Below are 22,189 nucleotides of genomic sequence, written 5' to 3' on the forward strand. Positions count from 1 at the left end.
AAAACATAAAGGAGACTAACATGGGACGTAAATGGGCCAATATTGTAGCTAAAAAAACAGCTAAAGATGGGGCTAACTCAAAAGTTTACGCAAAATTCGGCGTAGAAATTTATGTAGCAGCTAAAAAAGGGGAACCAGATCCTGAGTCAAACTCAGCTTTGAAGTTTGTCATCGAGCGTGCCAAACAAGCACAGGTACCAAAACATGTCATTGACAAAGCGATCGACAAGGCTAAAGGAAACACAGACGAAACCTTTACAGAAGGGCGTTACGAAGGTTTTGGTCCTAATGGTTCCATGATTATTGTGGATACTTTGACGTCAAATGTCAACCGTACCGCTGCTAACTTACGGACAGCATTTGGGAAAAACGGGGGGAACATGGGAGCTTCTGGCTCAGTAGCCTACCTCTTTGACCGTAAGGGAGTCATTGTCTTTTCAGGAGATGATGCGGATGCTATCTTTGAGCAACTGTTAGAAGCTGATGTGGATGTGGAAGATGTCGAAGCAGAAGAAGGCACCATCACAGTCTACACAGAACCAACAGACCTCCACAAGGCCTTAGAAACCTTGCGAGCAAATGGCATCGAGGAATTCCAAGTCACTGAGTTGGAAATGATTCCACAAAGTGAAGTCACACTTGAAGGTGAAGATTTAGAAACCTTTGAAAAACTGATTGATGTTTTAGAAGACGATGAAGACGTTCAAAAGGTTTATCACAATGTTGAAGGCTTGTAAGCCTTGATAGCCCAAAAGAGGCAGGAAATGGTCGACTTTCCCGCTTCTTTTTTTATCGGAAACTACTTAAGCTTGGCTGTTTTTTGTGGTAAAATGAAAGAGATATGACACAAGGAAAACTGATTACCATTGAAGGGCCAGACGGCTCTGGAAAAACTACTTTATTAGAAATCTTGGCGCCTGCAGTGGCCAAGGCATTTGAGGTTGAAGTTGTCACCTCACGTGAACCGGGAGGGGTGCAGATTGCCGAGCAGATTCGTAAGGTTATTTTGGATGTTAACCACACGACCATGGACAAAAAGACAGAACTCTTGCTCTACATGGCAGCTCGACGCCAGCATTTGGTGGAGAAGGTCCTTCCAGCCTTAGAAGCAGGCAAATGGGTAATTTTGGACCGTTTTATCGATTCGTCAGTGGCTTATCAAGGGGGTGGCCGTGGATTGGATTTGGCCAGTATTCAATGGCTCAATGCCTTTGCGACGGATAGGCTTTTACCAGATTTGACCCTGCTTTTAGACATCCCGTCTGAACAGGGCTTGGCCCGGATTATGGCTGGACAAGGTCGGGAAATCAACCGCTTAGACTTAGAGGCTGCGACCATGCACCAGAAGGTGCGCCAGACCTATTTGACCTTGGCTGAGCAAGTTCCAGAACGCATCAAAGTGCTGGATGCACAAAAAACGCCCGAGGTTATACTTGAGGAAAGTTTAGCCCTTATTTCTGAGGTTTTATCATGAGTGAAGATTTTCCCTTGCAGGAATGGCAACCGGAACGTTACCAAGAATTCACACACATTCTAGCCAATCACAGGCTTAGTCATGCCTATCTTTTTAGTGGCAGTTTTGGCGCTAAGGCCATGGCTCAAGCCTTGGCTCAAAGTTTGTTTTGTGAGGTGTCTCGAGATGCCTGGCCTTGCGGTCAGTGCCGTTCTTGTCGTTTAATAGCAGCCAGGGAATTTTCAGATGTCAAATGGATTGCGCCAGAAGGGCAGACCATAAAAACACAAACCATCCGTGAGATGACCAGAGAATTCTCCCAAAGTGGCTATGAGGGAGAGGCTCAAGTCTTTATTATCCAAGAAGCCGAAAAAATGCACGTCAATGCGGCCAATAGTTTGCTGAAATTTATCGAAGAACCCCAGTCGGCTTCCTATGTCTTTTTTCTAACGACAGAGCAGGACCGCATTTTGCCAACGATTCGTAGCCGTGTGCAGAGTTTTCATTTTTCCAAGAACCGCCCATTGATTCAAGCCTACTTTGAGCAGGCAGGACATTTGCCGAGTAAGGCTAAATTATTAACAGAAGTCTTAAGCAGTGAGGAGCAGATGGCGCGCTTTGTCACAGACAAGCACTTACTAGATTTGGTTCAAGCGGTGGAACGATTCGTCAAACAGCTGGAACAGCCTTTGGCTTTTATTGAAGCAGACCGCTTGGCTAGTAAGGCCAATGACAAGGAAGAGCAGGCCTTTATTTTTCAAGTTTTAGTTCAATCCTTGCGTCTTTTACAGCCCCAATCAGCCCTGCATTGGACCCAAAAGGCTTTTAAAGCTCAAGCCATGTGGCAAAGCCATGTGAGCTTTCAAAACGCATTAGAGTATATGGTGATGTCATGACAGAAGTTTTAGCAGTAAAATTTGATAGTGTGCAGGAAGTTGGCTATGTGCGCCCAGACCGTGCATATAAAGAAGGCCAACATCTGATTGTTAAACATAATAAAGCGCCACATTTGGCTGTTGTCATGGCAGCCAGTCGTCAGGTCGAAGACCGCTATTTGCCAAAGGAGTTTGACCAAATCATTGGTCTGGCTTCAGATCGTGATTTGACGGAAAATGCGCGCAATGAGGCCTTGGCTAGGGACAAACGTCAAGCCGTCGAGGACTTGATTGCTGCCCATCAGTTGCCCATGAAGCTGGTCGCCATCACTTACCCCTTGGACCGCAAGCAAGTTTTGATTACCTACACGGCCAACCACCGAGTGGATTTTCGTGGGTTGCTAAAAGATTTGGCCAAGCTCTTTCGCGCCCGCATTGAGTTGCGTCAGATTAATAGTCGGGAGGAAGCCAAGGTATATGGCGGTCTAGGCGTTTGTGGCCGTCCCTTGTGTTGTTCGAGCTTTTTAGGCGATTTTCCAACGGTTTCCATCAAGATGGTGAAAAACCAACAATTGTCACTCAATAACAACAAAAATACAGGCCTGTGTGGCCGCCTCTTGTGCTGTCTGAGCTACGAAGAGGATTTTTACCGGGAATCGCAAAAACGCTTTCCAGACTTGGGACAGGCAGTCGAGACAAAGGATGGTTCAGGGCAAATTGCTGGCATTAACATCCTGTCTGAAACTGTCAAAGTTCGATTGGACGCTAGCAAACATCAGCTGATTTACCCACTAGAGGAGGTAACATTCAATGTCTGACCGCAGACGTCTCTTATCTTTATTTGATGATTTTTCGCAAAACCTTATGGTCACTCTAGCGGATGTAGAGGCTCTCAAAAAGGAGCTCGATACCCTTTTAGAGCAAAATGCCAACCTGCGCCTGGAAAATGAGAAATTACGGCAACGCTTGGCTGATTTGACACAAGAAGAAAAACCCGTGAAAAAATCGAGCAATCACCAAGTGGACAATCTCCACACCATTTATGACGATGGCTTTCATGTCTGCAACACCTACTATGGCCAACGCAGAGATGGGGAATGCATGTTTTGTGATGAATTGTTGAATCGGGAGTAGCTATGCAGGTACAAAAGAGTTTTAAAGACCAAAGGGAGCAGGGGCAGCTGTATCTGGTACCAACACCAATCGGTAACCTAGAAGACATGACCTTTCGTGCCGTTAAGATTTTGCAGGAGGTGGCCCTTATCGCTGCAGAAGACACGCGGACAACAGGAATCCTGCTCCAGCATTTTGAGATTAAGACCAAGCAAATCAGTTTTCATGAGCATAATGCCTACGAAAAAATCCCAGGCTTGCTGGCTCGGCTCCAAGCAGGAGAAAGCATCGCTCAGGTGTCAGACGCTGGAATGCCTAGCATTTCAGACCCAGGCCATGATTTGGTGAAGGCTGCCATTGAAAAAGGGATTGCCGTCATCGCCCTACCGGGAGCTAGTGCGGGGATAACAGCGCTGATTGCCAGTGGCTTGGCTCCGCAACCACATATTTTTTATGGCTTTTTGCCTCGGAAAACTGGGGCCCAAAAACGCTTTTTAGAAGCCAAAAAGACCTACCCTGAGACACAAATTTTTTACGAATCCCCTTACCGCATTGCTCAGACCTTAGCAACTCTCAAGGAGGTCTATGGGGACCGACAAGTGGTTTTGGTCCGTGAGTTGACAAAACTATTTGAAGAATACCAACGGGGGACGCTATCTGAAATTATGTCTTATTTAGAGGATGTCCCTGCCAAAGGCGAATGTCTTGTCATCGTATCCGGCGCCGAGGCTGAGAGCCCTAGTGCGGAAGCAGGAGCAGACCCCTTAGCGCTAGTAGCTAGTAAAATTGCACAGGGTGACAAGCCTAATCAGGCAATCAAAACAGTTGCCAAAAGTTTGGGGCTCAATCGCCAGGACTTGTATCGACAGTTTCATGATAAAAACATGACAGAATAAGGATAAAATACTTGCACAAGGTGACCGTTTAAGATATAATAAGTACATAATAATATGTGGAGGGCGACATGCAGGTCTGGGGACTTATTGCAGCAGGTGTTTTTGCCATTTATGTTGGAACAGTGCTCAAAGAAGCACACTATATTCGACGCCATGGGGTACGTAATGTGGCTTATCAGCGCGTGATGTTCAATTGGCTTTTGATGTCTTTCTTTTTTGTCAGTCTTGGTGGAACGGTCGTGACGGGTGTGGCTGAAACCATGCCGGTTTCCCAGACCAAGATGGTAGCTCAGACGAAAAACAAGCCAGTAAGGTCAAAGAGGCTGCTTCCAGTGATAAGGCTAGTCAGAAGAAGGACAAGGCTGATAAGAGCAAGGAAGCGTCATCTAGTTCGTCAGCTCCAGCAACACCAGCAAGTAGCAGTCAGCCACAAGCATCTAGTGCCAGTGCTCCGACTGAGACAGTGACGGTACCTGACTCAACCTATACGGCACCAGCGACAGGAGGAACCACCACGACAACAACGGGTGGGACCACTACGACTGGGGGCAACACAACCACCTGGTCTTCTGTGATATACGAGCCTGAAACCACCTGGTCTACCCACTACACGTCACAAGGGCCAACGGAAACCTATTCGACAGTCATTACAGGAACTGAGTAAAAAACTCAGCTCCTTTTTTATTGCCGAATTTTTATAAATTTATTTTTCTGATAATCAGTAAAATATTCCCAGTTGCTGACTTTTATGCTATAATAGCATCATATTTATACGGAGGTATGTCTATGACGATTTATAATTTCTCTGCGGGACCTGCAGTCCTGCCAAAGCCTGTCTTAGAACAAGCGCAAAAAGAACTCTTGGATTACCAAGGGTCCGGCATGAGTGTGTTGGAAATGTCCCATCGTTCCAAAGAATTTGATGAAATTATCAAATCGGCAGAGGCAACTTTGCGTGAGCTCATGGCTATTCCTGACAATTACCGGGTGCTCTTTTTACAAGGGGGAGCTTCCCTGGAGTTTAGCATGATTCCGCTCAATCTGGCCCAAGGGAAAAAAGCCTATTACCTGGTTGGTGGTTCTTGGGGGAAAAAGGCCTATACAGAGGCTGTTAAGTTATCAAAAACCATTCCTTTTGAACCAATCTTGCTAGCTTCTAGTGAGGAGACTGTCTATGACCATATCCCGACCTTTGATGCGACAAGCATTGATCCGGATGCGGCATATGTGCATCTGACGACCAATAACACGATTGAAGGAACCAGCATTTACGACTTGCCTGATACCAACGGTGTTCCGATTGTAGCAGATATGTCATCAAATATTTTGGCCGTTCGTTACAATGTGGAAGATTTTGCCATGATTTATGCTGGTGCGCAGAAAAACATTGGGCCTGCAGGGGTAACGGTTGTGATTATTCGCGATGATTTCCTCAACGATCAACCTGTCTTGTCATCAATGTTGGATTATCGCATTCAAGCAGATGCGCAATCTCTTTACAACACACCACCAGCTTACTCTATCTATATTGCGAAGTTGGTCTTTGATTGGGTTAAAGAAATGGGTGGCGTTGATGCTATGGAAGCAGCTAACCGTGAAAAATCTGGACTGCTCTATGATTTTATCGAACAATCTGACTTTTACAGCAACCCTGTTAAAACACCAAAAGATCGTTCGGTCGCCAATGTGCCTTTTGTGACCCCAAGTCCAGACTTAGATGCGAAATTTGTTGCGGAAGCAACACCACTTGGATTTAAAAACATCAAAGGTCATCGTTCCGTTGGGGGCATGCGTGCTAGCCTTTACAATGCCTTTCCACGCCAAGGGGTTGAGGATTTAATTGCCTTTATGAAACGTTTTGAAGAGGAAAATGCCTAATGCAGATTCGTCAAGCTTTTCCAAATGAGGTGGGCCCAATTATGGCCCTTATCGAAGCAGGGCGTGAGCAGATGGCTGCCTATGGGAGTGACCAGTGGCAAGATGGCTATCCACATGAAGACGTGATTTTGACTGACATTTTGGAAGGTCAGGCTTATGTGGGCCTAGTTGAGGGTGAGATTGTGGCTTACTCAGCGGTCATCACCGGTCACGAAAGGGCTTATGATGCGATTTTTGATGGCCAATGGCGTCACAAAAACCACATCTACACGGTCTTTCATCGGATGGTGGTTTCCCCATCTCATCAGGGCAAAGGCTACGGTAAGACCTTTTTGCAGGGCTTGATTGAAGGCCATGAAGGTCCAGACTTTCGGGCGGATACGCATCCCCAAAATAAAGGCATGCAAAAATTGCTAGAGCGTTTGGGCTTTGTCTATTGTGGCCAAGTTCCTGTAGCCACGGGGCGTCTGGCTTATCAAAAAATTAAGCAAGCCCACGAAAAAGCACGCTATCAAGAAATTGATGCAGAAGATGGATTCCAATAAAAAGGAGAAGGAATGGTTTATAGCGTAAAAACCTACAATAATATTAATAAAATTGGCCTTAAAGAACTGGGCAATGGCTTTCAAATTGATGGGGAGAAGGCTGTCAATCCTGATGCCTATATCCTTCGGAGTGAAAACCTCCACGGTCAAGTCTTTCCTAGCCAATTAAAAGCGATTGCCCGTGCTGGTGCTGGAACCAACAATATCCCTATTGAAGAAGCGACGGAAGCGGGGATTGTGGTCTTTAACACACCTGGTGCCAATGCCAATGCGGTCAAAGAAGCTGTGATTGCTTCCTTGCTCATGTCTGCCCGAGACTACCTAGGCGCTAACGCATGGGTCAATACCTTAAGTGGGGCTGATGTGCCTAAACAAGTAGAAGCGGGTAAAAAAGCTTTTGCAGGAAGCGAGATTGCTGGTAAAACCTTGGGTGTCATCGGGCTTGGCGCTATTGGCGCTCGGATTGCAAATGATGCCCGCCGCTTAGGCATGACAGTTCTTGGTTACGACCCTTACGTTTCTATCGAAACCGCTTGGAACATTTCCAGTCATGTCCAAAGGGTACAAGATATTAAAGACATTTTTGCTCAGTCTGACTATATCACCATCCACGTGCCCTTGAATGATGGCACCCGACATACCTTTGATGCTGAGGCTTTTGCCTTGATGCCAAAGGGTGTGACCATTATCAACTTTGCCCGTGGTGAGTTGGTTGACAACCAAGCCCTTTTCGATGCTATCGAAACAGGTGTCGTCAAAAACTATATCACAGACTTTGGGACTGAGGACTTGCTCAATCAGGAGCATATCACGGTCTTTCCACATGTGGGGGGATCAACCGCAGAAGCTGAACTCAACTGTGCCATTATGGCTGGTCAAACCATACGACGTTTTATGGAAACAGGTGAGATTGTTAACTCAGTCAATTTCCCTAATGTGGAACAGAGCTTGTCTGCACCTTACCGTCTGACCCTAATCAACAAAAACGTGCCAAACATTGTGGCTCGTATTTCAACGGCTGTCTCTGAAGCTGGTATCAACATCGCAAACATTATCAACAAGTCCAAAGGGGATTATGCTTATACGCTTTTGGATCTTGATGAGAGTGATGAAGCCAAGGTTCAAGACTTGCTGGCTGCCTTTCAAGGGAGTGAAAATATTGTGCGCGTGCGCGTGATTGATAATCGTTAAGCAAAAGAGAGTCTGGGGTCAACCCCCAGGCTTTTTTACTGCGAAAAATGATTTTACAGGAACTGTTTGTGAATTATTGTTAAAGAAGCGTAACGAAAAGATGTGGTTTACTTAACATTTTCTTAATGGTATGGCTAAACTGTCATTGAAATGATAAGATTGTCTTATCACTTAAAGGAGAGATAAGATGAAAAAAGAAAATGCCACTTGGTATAGTTTACGTAAGGTTAAAGGCGGCTTAGCTTCGCTGACCCTTCTGGCCAGTTTTTTTGTGGGGGCAGTCACGGTATCTGCTGATGACTTGGCAACAAGTGACGCGAAAGCATCAAGTGATCAAGAACAGGTTCTTGTGTCTGACCAATCCGACCAGACCTTGTTAGCTCAGGCCCCAAGTGAGGCCCAAAATCAATCGGTCTCTGGGGAAGCCACAGGCCTTCAAGGAGCAGAGAGCCAAGCCGAATCATCGCCATCTTTTGAAGCGAAAGAGACTGAGAAGGAAAGTGCTGCTGTGACAGCAACCCCTTCTGATCAGGCAGATGAAAATGTTCTTTTGGCTGATAGTAAGGTTTCGGCAGATGGCACTGTATCTGCTGTTTTGGGGGCTGTGAACCAGTCGGCTAACCTAACAGGTTTTCAGGAAGGAACCGATGGTAGTTGGTACTACTATGGGGCAGATGGTCAAGCAGTCACAGGGACGCAGACCATTAATGGACAAACCCTGTTTTTTGCAGCCGATGGCAAGCAAGTCAAAGGTGCCTTTGCGACAGACGCGCAAGGCCAATCGTATTTTTACGATGCAGATACTGGTGACCGCTGGACCAACCGTTTTGTTGGGGTCGACGGCCAGTGGTATTATCTGGATGCTTCTGGTCTTAAAGTGACAGGTGCGCAGCTTATCAATGGTCAAAATCTTTACTTTAATGCAGATGGTAGCCAAGTCAAGGGACAGTTGGCCAATCGGGATGGATTTGCTTACTATTATGCAGCGGATACAGGTGATTTGGTCACCAATAGCACGCTTGTGCTTGACGGGAAAACTTATCACCTTAATGAGTTTGGGGTAGCCACGACAGATAGCGATAAGATTGCGACTGTTGAGACAACAATGGTCTTAGACAGTTATGAGTTTGGTCCTGCGGTTTCTAAAGTCATTCTAGCCCTCAATCAAAAAGTGACACCGGACGTGGTTCATGCAGGTTCTCAAGTTATTTTAGCTGGCTCTCCACGAAAAATCACCAATTCTTACGTTTCTGACGCCTCCGGGCATGTCATCTATTTTGATAGTTCTTCTTATGTGACCTTGGAGTTAGAAGTGATTTATGATGCCAAGGATACGAGCCGTAACGCCACACCTTTATCCTTCGATTTGGCTAGTTTTAGCAATAAATGGGCGACCAATTACCGCATTGATGTGGATGACTTGCAACTTCAGGCTGACAGCACCAAGGACATCCAGTGGTTGGACTCCAGTCAAGATGCCATTAACCACCGCCTCTATGACAATACTGAGCGTTTTAGTGAGCGTGGGAGTTATGGGCGCTTGCACTATGCCGCCTATCAACCAGATGGGGTGACAGCAGAAGACCCTGTGCCTTTGGTGGTTTGGTTGCATGGGATTGGGGAAGTTGGTACGGATGTCAATATCCCTATTTTGGCCAGCAATGTGGTTCGGCTGACTCAAGAGGATCTACAAAGTTCTTGGACAAGTCGTTCAGGACAGCACAAGGGTGCCCATGTTTTGGTCCTGCAAAGTCCTCAGGCTTGGAGTGCTAACCTGGCAGCAGATTTAATGGCAGCTGTGCAAGATTACGTGGCCAGTCACCCTAGCGTAGACCCTAAGCGCATTCACCTCTTGGGGGCCTCTAACGGTGGCGGGATGGTCGTCACGATGGGAGCGACCTATCCGGATTATTTTGCCAGCCTTGTACCCATTGCAGCTCCTTTTTCGGCTGTGCTCGATAGCAATAAAACCCTGACGAACCAAGGCTTAAGCAACTTATTTAACCAACCTATGTGGCTATTACAAACCAGCTCAGACCAAACGGTAGTCGCATCGGATAATGTCGAGCCTTTCTACAAACAAATCCTGCAAGCGGGTGCTAGCAACAAGTGGTTATCCTTGTTTGAAAGCAATCGAGGGAGTCAATTTCCAGATGTGACTTATAATGGGCACTGGTCATGGGTTCGCCTCTTTAATAATCAAGTCAATGGCGTGCAAAAACCTGAAAATGCTCGCACTTGGGACGGCTTATCTGGTATGGTCGCAACAGACCCTACTTTTGGTGGAGATGCCAAAGCTAACTCTCAGGGGCAAAGCTTTGACTCAATTTTCGCTTGGCTAAATGCGCAAGTCAAGGCCTAAAACACTGGTTAAAAACGTTTACATTATTAAAATAAGCTGAGGCCTATTGACCTTAAGCTTATTTTTGTCTAAAATATAAGAACACAACACATAAACCGAATGAAGTTTTTCAGAAGCATGCGTTTGCGACTGTGAAATGGACGGAACTCTGGAGAGACCGTAAAGGCACCGAAGGGGCAAGGTAGCAAGAGCTACTCAAACTCTCAGGTAAAAGGACAGAGCGATGAAGCCGACAAGCTATGAACAATGGTTTGTTAACGGATTTGCCCCTCCAGAGTCTAGGACAGCTGTTCTAGGCTCTGTTTTATTTTCTGATGTCAACCTGTAAAGTCCCAACTCCTGAGCATGTCTTAAGCAATTTTCGTACTAACGGTAGTGTGGCGTGGCCAATCATAGGGACCCTTTAGTCAATAAAAGGTCCAAAAAGGAGTAGACATGGTAACGTTTTTAAATCAAGTGGATAGCTTTGTTTGGGGGCCGCCTCTTTTGATCTTGTTGGTGGGGACAGGTATTTATTTGACCCTGCGTTTGGGACTTTTACAGATTGTCCGTCTTCCCAAAGCCTTTAAACTCATCTTTGTCCAAGACAAGGGGCATGGGGATGTTTCTAGTTTTGCCGCCTTGTGTACAGCCTTGGCGGCAACCGTCGGAACTGGGAATATTATCGGGGTTGCGACAGCCATTAAGGTAGGTGGCCCTGGAGCCCTCTTTTGGATGTGGATGGCTGCCTTTTTTGGGATGGCAACCAAGTATTCTGAGGGACTTTTGGCTATCAAGTTTCGCCGTAAGGACACAAATGGGGCGATTGCGGGTGGGCCCATGCATTATATCCTCCTTGGGATGGGGGAAAAATGGCGCCCTTTGGCCATCTTCTTTGCCTTTGCTGGCCTCTTAGTGGCTCTCTTAGGGATTGGGACCTTCACTCAGGTGAATTCGATTACCGAATCAGTTTACAACACCACCCAGATTTCCCCGGCTATTACAGCCACTATTTTAGCGGTTTTGGTTGCGATTGCGGTCTTTGGTGGCCTGCAATCCATCTCAAAGGTTTCAACGGCAGTCGTGCCTTTTATGGCCATTATCTATATTATCGGTACGGTGACAGTTATTGCCTTTAACTGGGACAAATTACTTCCAACCTTAATCATGGTGGTGACCTCAGCTTTTAGCCCTACAGCAGCAGTAGGTGGCTTTGCGGGTGCCAGTGTGCGTATGGCCATTCAAAATGGTGTGGCACGCGGGGTCTTTTCCAATGAATCCGGTCTGGGTTCTGCGCCGATTGCAGCAGCCGCTGCTAAAACCAACGAACCTGTTGAACAAGGCCTGATATCCATGACTGGGACCTTTATTGATACCTTGATTATCTGTACCTTGACAGGTCTGACGATTTTGACGACAGGTGTTTGGGATAGCTCCCTCAACGGTGTTTCCTTGACCCAGTCAGCTTTTTCAACCGTTTTTGGGAACTTAGGGCCTAGCCTTTTGACCATTTTCTTAGTCCTCTTTGCCTTTACGACAATTTTGGGCTGGAACTACTATGGCGAGCGGTGTTTTGAGTTCTTGTTTGGGGTCAAGTATATTTGGCTCTATCGTTGGATTTTTGTGGCAATGGTGCTGTTGGGTGGCTTCTTGTCGCTCAATGCCGTATGGATTATTGCCGATATTGTTAATGCGCTCATGGCCTTGCCAAACCTTATCGCCCTCTTGGCTTTGTCGCCTGTCATCATCTCAGAGACCAAGCGTTACTTTGCCAAGAAGGACTAACTAAGACTCAGAGGGGGTCTATGAATTATAGCATAGAAAAAGAACCGTAGAGGTTCTTTTTTTGTCGGTCATTTTCGCTAGCCTTTGTCGCCATGAGAAATGAGTCCCTCAAATCCTTGAAAAACGAACGTTAATTCTTCTTTTATGACAGAATGTTTCAGTTTAAAGAAAGGAAAAAGAGCTATATATACATAAATAAAAACAGTTAAAAAATCAGAATTTGTCTGTTTATGATAAGATTATGATGAAAAATGAGTCAAAAGAGTCCAAAAAGGCATTGATTAAGAAAATAGAGGAAATGTCTGTAAATTGATATTTTCTGAAAGCACTCAAAATAATTGATTACTATAATGCGAAATGCTATTGATCGTGTTTATGAAGATTAAAGACAGAAAAGGTTGAATTCTTAGTAAGAATTATAGTTTAATTTTAGTCATCTGAAATATAAGGGGATAAATAACTGACGTAACTTAAACAAGCTTTATCTTAACTTGTGGCTTATATTGTTATTAACAAATCATAAAAGGAAAAATTCTTTGCAAAAAAAATGAAGTGTTACAAGAAAGCGCTCCATTGTGACACCAATTTTAAATAAAGATTAAAACACAAAAAGATGACGTAATTGCTTTGATAATCAGATGGGGAGATGATACACTTCTAGTAAGTCTTTTGAAACTTATCGCAGGACTGCAAAAGGCGACGTGGTGAGCGCAATGAGGCGATTAAAAAAAGGAGAACAATATGTCAAAGATTAAGGTGATGCTGGTTTTTGGAACACGACCTGAAGCTATAAAAATGGCTCCGTTGGTCTTACAACTTCAAGCACAACCAGATTTATTTGAAACGGTGACTGTTGTAACAGCACAACACCGTCAAATGCTTGACCAGGTGCTGGAGACTTTTAAAGTGGAACCAGACTATGACTTGGATATTATGGGGAAAAACCAAACCCTCAGTGATATCACCGTCAAGATTTTGAACCAATTAGATGGGATTATCAAAGAAGAAGCGCCCGATATTCTTTTGGTGCATGGGGATACAACCACCACCTTTGCTGCTAGTTTGGCTGCTTTTTATAACCAAGTTCGTATTGGTCATGTGGAAGCAGGACTTAGGACCTGGAACAAGTATTCTCCATTTCCAGAAGAAATGAATCGCCAAATGACCGATGATTTGACGGATTTGTACTTTGCGCCAACGACAGAAAGTAAGGCCAACCTAACACTGGAAAATCATCCGGAAGAAGCCATCTATATTACAGGAAATACAGCTATTGATGCCCTCAATACAACCGTCACCGAGGACTACCGTCATGAGGTCTTAGATGCCATTGCTGCTGATAAACGCATCGTTCTTGTGACCATGCACCGCCGTGAAAATCAGGGCGAACCTATGCGTCGCGTGTTTCGGACCTTGCGGGATGTCGTCGATCAGCATGACGATGTTGAAGTGATTTACCCGGTGCATTTGAGTCCGGCAGTTCAAGAAGCGGCCAAAGAAATTTTGAGTGATGACCCTCGCATTCATTTGATCGCTCCTTTGGATGTTTTGGATTTTCATAATGTCGCTGCGCGCAGTCACTTTATCATGTCAGACTCTGGTGGGGTTCAAGAAGAAGCCCCATCATTGGGAAAACCTGTCTTGGTTTTACGTGATACGACAGAGCGGCCTGAAGGGGTTGCAGCTGGGACCCTAAAACTTGTGGGAACTGAAAGCGAGGCAGTCCGAGAAGCCATGGAAGCTCTTTTGACGGACCAAGCTCTCTATGACAGCATGTCGCAGGCTAGCAACCCTTACGGGGATGGTCACGCCTCCAAACGTATTGCACAAGCTATTGCCTCTTACTTTGGTAAGGGAGAACGACCTGAGGAGTTTAAATCAAACTAATGGAAGAACAAGGAATTTACCGCAAGTATGCCTTTGAAGAATCCTTAGCGACGCTAGTGATTGTTATTCTAGGCTTCTTACTCTTGACACAACTGGTTGCACCTAGTATTTTGGCTGTTGAGGCCTTCATCATGGTTATTGCCGTCTTTACGATTGCCGTTGTGACGGATGCCTTAGTGACTTGGATGATTTTATTGGGATTTGGTATCTCTGTGATTGCTTTGGTTCTTGGTGTTAATTTCCTCAGCAGTCTGGCTGTCCTAATCTTAGAAGCCACCTTTCCTATCGTGCTCTTTTTGGCTTTGCGTGTTAATCGGGCGCGTCGGGTCCGTTTTGCCCCTGTAAAAGTCGAATACCGTGAAGCGCGTAATGCTTACAATTGGCTTCATGGGGCTTTGGCGGCGAACCAATCAGAAGGCTTTCAAGCGCTATTGATTCACTGGGCGCATAATGAACAATTCTGGCAAATTTCAGCCAAGGAGTTTGCCCAAATGATTGCTCGTATCCATGCTTACCTCAACCAACAGGTTTCTGAGAATGAGAAAGTTTATTACCTGGGCAAGGGGCACATGCTGATTTTGTCTAGCGACCTGTCTGACAATCTGGAGGAAAGGTATCTCAAGGAATGGCGCCAAGGCTTGACCGAATTTCACTTTAAGACACGTTCGAGTGAACGTTTGGTGCAGTACCAGCGTGGTTATCTTGCTTTTGACCAAACTAACTTGGAAAAATTTGCCCATTTCGCAGATGCCACTAAAAATCTGGAACGCCAGTTGGAAACAGACATTATCGTGGAATACTAAGGAGGCTTCATGAATCTCTCTACCCTATTTTTCATTCTATCTGCAGTCATGAGTTTGATTTTTACCCTTGGTTTTGTCACTCTCTTTATCTGCTACGTGATTATTTCGAATCGCGTCAATAAAAACTTTAAGGCGGTGCGCAAATAATGATTAGTCAATTTTTAATGATGTTCACCATGATTTCCATTTGGATTTCTTTGGCCTGGGCTATTGTCGTTTTAGCGTCAAGTGTTCGTTTTTGGTTGAAACATTCCGATTTCAAGGTGGACACATCGCCGCTTCCTGAATACCCAATGGTTACGATTGTTGTCCCTGCCCACAATGAAGATGTGGTCATTGCGCAAACGACCAAGGCGATTTTGGATTTAAATTACCCACATGACCGTGTCGAAGTGCGTCTTTATGCCGATAACTGTGATGACAATACCTACGATGAGATGATGCGGGTCTACCAACAGCCTCAGTACCGTGACCGCAATGTTAAAATTGTGGCCCGGACAGGGACAGGTGGTAAGGCAGGGGTGCTAAACGATGCCCTGCAAGTGGCTCAAGGTGATTACATTTGTGTCTACGATGCCGATGCCATGCCTGAAAAGAATGCCCTTTATTTCTTGGTCAAAGAAGTGATGAAGGACCCTGAACGCCATGTCGCTTCCTTTGGACGTAATAAAACACGTAATGCCAATCAAAACTTCTTGACGCGTTGTATCAACCAAGAAATTGTCGTAACGCAACGGGTCCACCATGTTGGCATGTGGAATGCCTTTAAAATTGGACGTATCCCAGGGACCAACTTTATCATCAATACCGACTTTGTAAAATCTATCGGTGGCTGGAAAAACGGTGCCTTGACTGAGGACACTGAAATCTCCTTCCAGATTATGCAATCGGGCAAATTGATTGCCTTGGCCTATAATTCAGAAGCTTTCCAACAAGAACCTGAGACCTTAAAGTCTTACTACATGCAACGAAAACGCTGGGCTAAAGGAAACTACGAAGTTATTTTAGACAACTTCAAACACCTTTTTGGCCGTGGCAACTGGCGCGTGAAGCTTGAAGTGTTCAACTATTCTTGTACCTTTTTCTGGTTCAATGCAGCCATTGTCTTGTCAGACATCATCTTCTTTATCAATGTCTTAGCCATGATTCTCCACGTCTTTTTCCCAGGGGTGGACATGCCTTTCACTTTTGATTCAGAGAATATCTACATTGCCCAATTTATGTTGTTTAACTGGATTTTGATGATTTTGATTTACCTTTTGCAAATCAACATTGCCATGGCTTCACAATTTGGACAAGCAACGACCAAACAAATCTGGCTGGCTTTTGCTTCTTACTTTACCTATTCTCAACTGTTCATCATTGTGTCTATCGACTCAGTGACGTCAATTATTTTGGATAAGGTGCTTAAGCGTGGCGAGACCAAGTGGGTCAAGACCAAACGGTTTGCAGGATAGGAGGATCCGGTGAAACAAACATATTTTCGTTATTTCTGGTTTGTTGCGATTCTTGGCGCTCTAGCCGGCGCAGTCATCTTTGCTCGCCAACAAGCCCCAGGACAAATCAAAACCAATCTCTACCATCAGTGGGCGAATACCTTTGTCAAAACAAGTGGTGATGTTGCCTATGTTAAAACAGACACTGCACGGGATCAGGATGTTGTCCTGTCAGAGGGACAAAGTTATGGCATGTTGATCGCGGCAGAAGCTGGGCAAAAAGGCCTGGCTAGTCAGGAAGACTTTGATAAGCTCTATCGCTATTATCTGCAACACCGCTACAATGGCACTCAATTGATGTCTTGGCGCCAGACAGTGACAACAGATAAGATTGTCGATGATGATAACAATGCGACAGACGGTGACCTTTACATTGCTTATGCCCTCATTCAGGCGAGTCAGGTCTGGAAAAACAAAGCTGAAAGCTACCAAAACCAAGCAAAAGCCATTTTGGCAGATATTTTAGCCTATAACTACAATAGAACAACGGGCGTTTTGACCCTTGGAAACTGGGCAGATGAAGCCTCAAAAAATCATTACCTGATGCGGACTTCTGATGTGGTGCCAGCCCAATTCCAAGCCTTCTATGACTTGACTGGTGATAACACCTGGCTAACTGTCAATGATAAGATGTTGACGGCGCTGGAAAAAATGAGTAACCAAACCAAGACCGGTCTCGTTCCTGACTTTATGTGGGTCAATGCAGACGGCAGTGTTTCGGCAGCCAAAGCAGGAACCATCTCATCTTCCTATGACGATGACTATTACTATAACGCCTGTCGGGTCCCTTATAACTTGGCGCAAAGTCAAGATAAGCGGGCGCAAGCTGTCACCGATCGCATTTTGGATTTCTTTATGACCCAAGAAGCGATTTATGGCGGTTATTCCCTCAAGGGCAAAGTGGTAGATTACCATCAGTCAGCTAGTTTTATCGCGCCAGTGGTCTTAGCGGCAAGTAAAAATAGTGCCTATACCAAGCTGGTGCAACAACACAAGTACATCTTCCAACAAAATCTTCCAAGCAATAACTACTATGATTCAGCTCTGACAACCTTGTCAGCTTTGGAAGCCTTGTAGCAGACGAAAGAGTCACGAATGAGAGTTCGGACTCTTTTTTTATTTTTAAACCGTCATTTTCTGTAACTTCTTTGCAAAAATATGACGGCATCCTATTAAAAGAAGATAAGAACATAAATAAATCGGGCAGAAGCTAGCCAAAGGAAAAATTTCGGAAAATTTCTAGCTGACCAATAGGCGATTTCTTGACTTGCAACAAATTGTTGCATATCTAAATTTAAAGGGTGCTAAGGGTTAAGCCTTTACCCATCATAAGGAGGGATGCTCAGATTGATGCCTTTTATCAAGATGACAAATGTAATAAATAGTAAAACAATGTTCGGATATGACGTAATAGTTGGGTTATTTAAAGCAGAAACTCTTTGCTAAATGGCAATTTTAATGCACAAAAATTGTCCTAATCTGTAAAAATGTCACGATTATTACAGTTGACCTAGCATTTATGACGAGATTTAAATACAGGTTAAGAATTGCATTTGAGACATAAATAGATTGTAGTCTGCTGGTTCTCATGTTAGACTGAAGACATCAGGAAATGTGGTTAAGTTTTCTTATAAATCATCTGTCTGGCGAATGGTTTAAGAGAGAAGGGAGGCGCAGATGAAAAGACGATTGGAATGGGCGGCCTATGCTTTGGTCACCCTGCTTATGGTTTTGTTTGCTATCTGTTTCTTCTGTATTCGTGGTCTTTTTTGGACAGAAGCCTTTCTTATCTTGTTGATGGTTTTGATTGGCTTTTTGTTGACAGATTTTTTGGTGTTTGGGCTCATCTTTTTGGGACTTTCTTGTATTGTCATAGCCTTGTTTTTCGCTGATTTATCAAAAGCTTATATTCACATGCTCTTATGGGAGGTTATGTTAGCTATGCTGGCAGGTTTATTTTATCGGTTGTCGACAAGAGATAACCAGTTACCCAATCATCTTAAGGAGGAAGAAAAGCAGGCTCAAGCGAGTTATCAAGTCCTCAAGGATAAGTTAGACAGTTTAACCATCCGAAATGGGCAGGCCCTTTTATTGGAGTGGTCCAACTATCTTCAAATCACACAGGCCTTTCCACATCAGACCCGCCGTGCAGTTAAACGCATGTCCCAGTACCTCAAGTTGACCTTGTCGAGTCACCAGGAAGTGTTTTACCTAGGCGAAGGGCGTTTTCTAATCCTGTCGGACGATGTCACTGAAAACTTGCAGGAAATTAGTAGGCTCTTGTGGCAAGAGACCTTTAAACAACTCACCTCATCAGATTTTCAAGAAGCTGTCAAGCTTTCTGACGCCCATCTCTGGCTCAATCCAGCAGATGTCAAGAGCCTAACGGACTTGTCAGAGCTATTAGCTAAGCTTGAGCAGTCCTGATGAAAACCGCTCTCTTCTTAGGCCTGATGGCAGAAGAGGCGCGAGGGGCGCCCTAAACTTAGCTATGAAAAGATAGGCCAGAAGCTTGTGGCCTATTTTTTAGTGTTTTATGGTTGACAAGTGTAAACCATGGTGGTAGAATAAAACTGTCGATAGGTTTACAGATGTAAACAGAAAACTATCTCTAGAAATGAGGTGACAAAATGGGATTATCCAATGCCGAATGGCAGGTCATGCGTATCTTATGGATGAAAGGGAGCCTAACCAGTTCTGAGATTATTGCTTATTTGTCTGAACGGTATGATTGGTCGCCCTCGACGGTCAAGACGCTTTTGCGGCGGTTGGTCGAAAAAGGTGGTTTGACACAGGAAAAATCTGGTCGGGCCTTTCTTTACTCGCCCGCCATCAGCCAAAAAGACAGCACACGCTTGGTTGGTCAGGATGTTTTGGACAGGGTTTGTGCCAAGTCGGTCAGTCAGGTGCTGGCAAATATTATTCAGCAAGCGGACCTGACCCAGGCGGATGTGGCTATTGTTGAAGAGGCTTTAAAGGCGAAGCGTGAGCACTTGGTCGAAAAAGTGGCTTGTAATTGCTTGGGCCCTCGTCCTGAGCTGACGAAAGAGGAGGTTTCAAATGCTTAAACTTATGGTCTTATTACTTGCTTTTGGGGTGATTGCCTTTATCTTATGGTGGTTTTTTGCCAAGCATGAGACATCGGGTGTCAGGGCCCAGCGCATAGGAGACCGCCAAGAGGCTCGCATTACGGTTAATGGCGGTTACAGTCCAGGCACGGTAGTCCTTGAAAAAGGGGTGCCAGCGCGACTGATTTTCAATCGGGTAGACCCTTCTCCCTGTGTGGACCAGGTGGTCTTTCCTGACTTTGGGGTGCAAGCAGATTTGCCCATGAAAGAAGACTATGTGATTGACATCACGCCAGATAAAAGTGGTGAATTTGGCTATGCCTGCGGCATGAATATGCTCCATGGCAAGCTGGTTGTTGAATAAAGTTAGAAGTATGTGTAATAAAGGAGGCTATTATGGCAGTGTTTGGTGATTTATTTGGAAAAAAAGCGCAAAAAGCAGAAGTGGAAAATGGTCTACAAAAGGTCACAGTCACAGTGGATGGGGGCTATAAGCCTGAAACCATTCAGTTGGCAAAAGGCGTCCCTGCAGAGATTACCTTTGACCGCAAAGACCCGTCAGGCTGCTTGGCTCAGGTAAAATTTAAAGCCTTTGATATTTTAGAAGATTTGCCTCTTGGGGAAAAGACGACGATTCGCTTTACGCCAAATCAAGCGGGTAAGTTTGACTACTCATGTGGGATGGAAATGATTTATGGTCACTATACGGTAAAATAGGAAGGAGTAGCTTATGTCCGTGACGAAACGGTTTTGGATTGCTTTTATCTGTGTCTTGCCCTTGCTTTATCTCATGGTGGGCATGTATGCAGGTTTTGTCAGCCATGAGCTGATGCGTTGGGGGACTTTTTTGGCAACGACTCCCATCATGTGGGTCGCTGGCTGGCCCTTTATCACCAGCGCTTGGGCAACTTTTAAAAAGCATAATGCCAATATGGATACGCTAGTGGCTCTGGGAACTTTGGTTGCCTACCTCTATAGTCTCCTTGCCTTGTTTACAGGCCTTCCGGTTTACTTTGAAAGTGCTGGCTTCATCATTTTCTTTGTCCTGTTAGGACAGGTTTTTGAAGAACGTATGCGTCATAGTGCCAATAGTGCGGTTGAAAAACTCTTGGATTTACAAGCTAAATCGGCTAGCGTTTGGCGTGACGGAGCCTATGTGTCTGTGCCCTTATCAGAAGTGGTTATCGGCGATAGGGTGCGAGTGCTTCCAGGCGAGAAAATTGCAGTAGACGGGCGCATCATCGAAGGAGAAACAAGCATAGATGAGTCCATGGTGACGGGAGAAAGTATGCCTGTCAAGAAAGCTGTTGGCGACTCGGTCATTGGGTCGACCATCAGTACCAATGGAACCATTGTTTTTGAAGCACAAAAGGTTGGCGATGACACGATGCTAGCGCAAATTGTGGATTTTGTGAAGAAAGCGCAAGCCAGTCATGCCCCCATCCAAGATTTGACCAATACCATTTCAGGCATTTTCGTTCCGGTGGTCTCTATTTTGGCGATTGTGACCTTTGTGGTTTGGTATGTATTTCTGGGGGCTAGCGCTATCCAGGCCATGCTTTATGGGGTAGCTGTCTTAATCATCGCCTGTCCGTGTGCCTTAGGCTTAGCGACACCGACAGCCCTGATGGTAGGGACGGGTCGCAGTGCCAAGATGGGTGTTTTGATCAAAAACGGTACGGTTTTACAAGCCGTGCAAAAGATTGATACGATTGTTTTTGATAAAACAGGAACCATTACGGTCGGAAAACCGCAGGTGACGGATATCGTTGGGGACCAAGACCAAGTCTTGCGTTTGGCAGCCAGTCTAGAAAGTCTATCTGAGCACCCTCTTGCTAAAGCGATTGTTCAAGCGGCTAAGGAAAAGAATGTGACCTTGGAAGCCTTGTCTAACTTTAAAGCTCTCGAAGGGAAAGGGGTAATGGCTCGTCTTGACGACAAAAGCTTGGCTTTGGGAAATGCCAAACTCCAAGAAGGAAAGACTTTCCCCCAAGCGCTTAAAGACAAGATGGTGGCTCTGCAAAATGATGCCAAGACAGTCGTTAGTCTGTCCATCGATGACCAAGTCGTGGGCTTAATTGCCATTCAAGACGCTCCAAAAGCAACATCGCAACAAGCGATGGCAGAATTGAAGAAACGACATATCCAGACGGTCATGCTGACGGGAGACAATGAAGCGGTAGCCCGTTCGATCGCCCAACAAGTGGGAATTGATCAGGTTATTGCCGATGTGCTTCCAACTGAGAAAGCAGACCATATCCACAAATTGCAGGGGCAAGGGCGTGTGGTTGCCTTTGTCGGGGATGGTATCAATGATGCCCCAGCCTTGTCTATTGCTGATGTTGGGATTGCCATGGGGTCAGGTACTGATATTGCCATCGAATCTGGGGATATTGTCCTGGTGCAAAATGACCTTCTCGGTGTGGTTCGCGCCCTTGATATGAGTAAAAAAACCTTCCAGCGGATTTTACTCAACCTCTTTTGGGCATCTATCTACAATGCCATCGGTATTCCTATTGCAGCGGGTCTTTTCGTTGGACTGGGCTTGGTCCTTAACCCAGAAATAGCTGGTTTGGCCATGGCCTTTAGTTCGGTTTCGGTCTTGACCAGCTCTCTCCTCTTAAATACCACGAAAATAGCGGTATAAGCGGGTGTTTAAGGTATAGGTTTAACTTAAAAAATCTTGAAAATATCGGTGAAATAAAGTAAAATATGAGGTGAAATAACCAAGCCTCATCGCACGTTTTGTCTTTTGGACAAGAAATACGAACAAGGTGTGAGGACCTCTTGCAGTCTGCGAGAGACGGTGCCCTTACGCCTTTTTTGGTGTCAGTGTCAGATAGGCTTAAAGGAGACAA

At 45.2% G+C, this 22,189-nt stretch carries 21 protein-coding genes, 1 pseudogene and 1 riboswitch; all 22 genes and pseudogenes read left to right on the top strand.

Going from position 1 to position 22,189, the window contains the following annotated elements; translation table 11 throughout:
• The first annotated feature begins 20 nt into the window (after positions 1 to 20).
• The 22 genes and pseudogenes from STRDD12_RS00550 to STRDD12_RS00650 all read left to right on the top strand — a co-directional run bounded on the left by STRDD12_RS00550 (position 21) and on the right by STRDD12_RS00650 (position 21,978).
• The gene (locus STRDD12_RS00550; RefSeq protein WP_066913901.1) at positions 21 to 737 is read left to right on the top strand and encodes a YebC/PmpR family DNA-binding transcriptional regulator; all 717 of its coding nucleotides are present in this window, start codon (positions 21 to 23) and stop codon (positions 735 to 737) included.
• A 104-nt stretch (positions 738 to 841) separates the two neighbouring features.
• A complete protein-coding gene (tmk, locus tag STRDD12_RS00555) occupies positions 842 to 1,474 on the top strand; it encodes a dTMP kinase (RefSeq protein WP_066913902.1) in 633 nt (210 codons plus the stop codon).
• Positions 1,471 to 2,349, top strand: a complete 879-nt coding sequence (locus tag STRDD12_RS00560; RefSeq protein WP_066913903.1) for a DNA polymerase III subunit delta' — start codon at positions 1,471 to 1,473, stop codon at positions 2,347 to 2,349. The genes tmk and STRDD12_RS00560 overlap by 4 nt, the downstream gene beginning before the upstream one ends.
• Positions 2,346 to 3,146, top strand: coding sequence for a PSP1 domain-containing protein (locus STRDD12_RS00565; protein ID WP_066913905.1), 801 nt, complete (start codon positions 2,346 to 2,348; stop codon positions 3,144 to 3,146). The genes STRDD12_RS00560 and STRDD12_RS00565 overlap by 4 nt, the downstream gene beginning before the upstream one ends.
• Positions 3,139 to 3,462, top strand: a complete 324-nt coding sequence (gene yabA / locus STRDD12_RS00570; RefSeq protein ID WP_066913906.1) for a DNA replication initiation control protein YabA — start codon at positions 3,139 to 3,141, stop codon at positions 3,460 to 3,462. The genes STRDD12_RS00565 and yabA overlap by 8 nt, the downstream gene beginning before the upstream one ends.
• 2 nt (positions 3,463 to 3,464) lie before the next feature.
• A complete protein-coding gene (rsmI, locus tag STRDD12_RS00575; protein WP_066913910.1) occupies positions 3,465 to 4,337 on the top strand; it encodes a 16S rRNA (cytidine(1402)-2'-O)-methyltransferase in 873 nt (290 codons plus the stop codon).
• 68 nt (positions 4,338 to 4,405) lie between these two features.
• Positions 4,406 to 4,804: a hypothetical protein gene (locus STRDD12_RS00580; protein ID WP_066913913.1), complete on the top strand. Its 399-nt coding sequence runs from the start codon at positions 4,406 to 4,408 to the stop codon at positions 4,802 to 4,804.
• Complete coding sequence (locus STRDD12_RS08155) at positions 4,801 to 5,001, top strand: hypothetical protein (protein WP_156471422.1); 201 nt, start codon at positions 4,801 to 4,803, stop codon at positions 4,999 to 5,001. The genes STRDD12_RS00580 and STRDD12_RS08155 overlap by 4 nt, the downstream gene beginning before the upstream one ends.
• A 122-nt stretch (positions 5,002 to 5,123) precedes the next feature.
• Positions 5,124 to 6,215: a 3-phosphoserine/phosphohydroxythreonine transaminase gene (gene serC, locus STRDD12_RS00585; RefSeq protein ID WP_066913914.1), complete on the top strand. Its 1,092-nt coding sequence runs from the start codon at positions 5,124 to 5,126 to the stop codon at positions 6,213 to 6,215.
• On the top strand, positions 6,215 to 6,760 hold the full coding sequence (locus STRDD12_RS00590) for a GNAT family N-acetyltransferase (protein ID WP_066913916.1): 546 nt from the start codon (positions 6,215 to 6,217) through the stop codon (positions 6,758 to 6,760). Before serC ends, STRDD12_RS00590 begins: the two co-directional genes overlap by 1 nt.
• 12 nt (positions 6,761 to 6,772) lie before the next feature.
• Positions 6,773 to 7,951 carry a phosphoglycerate dehydrogenase gene (locus STRDD12_RS00595; RefSeq protein ID WP_066913918.1) on the top strand — a complete coding sequence of 393 codons (1,179 nt, stop codon included), beginning with the start codon at positions 6,773 to 6,775 and terminating at the stop codon, positions 7,949 to 7,951.
• Positions 7,952 to 8,138: 187 nt separating this feature from the next.
• Positions 8,139 to 10,313: a prolyl oligopeptidase family serine peptidase gene (locus STRDD12_RS00600; RefSeq protein ID WP_066913920.1), complete on the top strand. Its 2,175-nt coding sequence runs from the start codon at positions 8,139 to 8,141 to the stop codon at positions 10,311 to 10,313.
• A 138-nt stretch (positions 10,314 to 10,451) separates the two neighbouring features.
• A riboswitch (glycine riboswitch) is annotated at positions 10,452 to 10,542 on the top strand.
• A 206-nt stretch (positions 10,543 to 10,748) separates the two neighbouring features.
• Positions 10,749 to 12,077, top strand: a complete 1,329-nt coding sequence (locus STRDD12_RS00605; protein WP_066913923.1) for an alanine/glycine:cation symporter family protein — start codon at positions 10,749 to 10,751, stop codon at positions 12,075 to 12,077.
• A gap of 741 nt (positions 12,078 to 12,818) precedes the next feature.
• Positions 12,819 to 13,964, top strand: a complete 1,146-nt coding sequence (wecB, locus tag STRDD12_RS00610) for a non-hydrolyzing UDP-N-acetylglucosamine 2-epimerase (RefSeq protein WP_066913925.1) — start codon at positions 12,819 to 12,821, stop codon at positions 13,962 to 13,964.
• Positions 13,964 to 14,767 (top strand): hypothetical protein, encoded by an 804-nt coding sequence (locus tag STRDD12_RS00615; protein ID WP_066913927.1) that lies wholly within the window; start codon positions 13,964 to 13,966, stop codon positions 14,765 to 14,767. The genes wecB and STRDD12_RS00615 overlap by 1 nt, the downstream gene beginning before the upstream one ends.
• 9 nt (positions 14,768 to 14,776) lie before the next feature.
• The gene (locus STRDD12_RS08280) at positions 14,777 to 14,914 is read left to right on the top strand and encodes a hypothetical protein (protein ID WP_197456639.1); all 138 of its coding nucleotides are present in this window, start codon (positions 14,777 to 14,779) and stop codon (positions 14,912 to 14,914) included.
• Positions 14,914 to 16,224 carry a glycosyltransferase family 2 protein gene (locus tag STRDD12_RS00620; protein ID WP_066913929.1) on the top strand — a complete coding sequence of 437 codons (1,311 nt, stop codon included), beginning with the start codon at positions 14,914 to 14,916 and terminating at the stop codon, positions 16,222 to 16,224. Before STRDD12_RS08280 ends, STRDD12_RS00620 begins: the two co-directional genes overlap by 1 nt.
• A gap of 9 nt (positions 16,225 to 16,233) precedes the next feature.
• Positions 16,234 to 17,340 (top strand): family 8 glycosyl hydrolase, encoded by a 1,107-nt coding sequence (locus STRDD12_RS00625; RefSeq protein ID WP_066913931.1) that lies wholly within the window; start codon positions 16,234 to 16,236, stop codon positions 17,338 to 17,340.
• Between the two features lie 600 nt (positions 17,341 to 17,940).
• The gene (locus STRDD12_RS00630; RefSeq protein ID WP_066913935.1) at positions 17,941 to 18,690 is read left to right on the top strand and encodes a hypothetical protein; all 750 of its coding nucleotides are present in this window, start codon (positions 17,941 to 17,943) and stop codon (positions 18,688 to 18,690) included.
• 203 nt (positions 18,691 to 18,893) lie between these two features.
• Positions 18,894 to 19,331, top strand: a complete 438-nt coding sequence (locus STRDD12_RS00635; RefSeq protein WP_066913937.1) for a CopY/TcrY family copper transport repressor — start codon at positions 18,894 to 18,896, stop codon at positions 19,329 to 19,331.
• Positions 19,324 to 19,695, top strand: coding sequence for a cupredoxin domain-containing protein (locus tag STRDD12_RS00640; RefSeq protein ID WP_066913939.1), 372 nt, complete (start codon positions 19,324 to 19,326; stop codon positions 19,693 to 19,695). The genes STRDD12_RS00635 and STRDD12_RS00640 overlap by 8 nt, the downstream gene beginning before the upstream one ends.
• 32 nt (positions 19,696 to 19,727) lie before the next feature.
• Positions 19,728 to 21,978: pseudogene (locus STRDD12_RS00650) on the top strand (heavy metal translocating P-type ATPase).
• The last annotated feature ends 211 nt before the right edge of the window (positions 21,979 to 22,189 follow it).

The sequence above is a fragment of the Streptococcus sp. DD12 genome (genome assembly GCF_001578885.1).
GTDB lineage: Bacteria > Bacillota > Bacilli > Lactobacillales > Streptococcaceae > Streptococcus.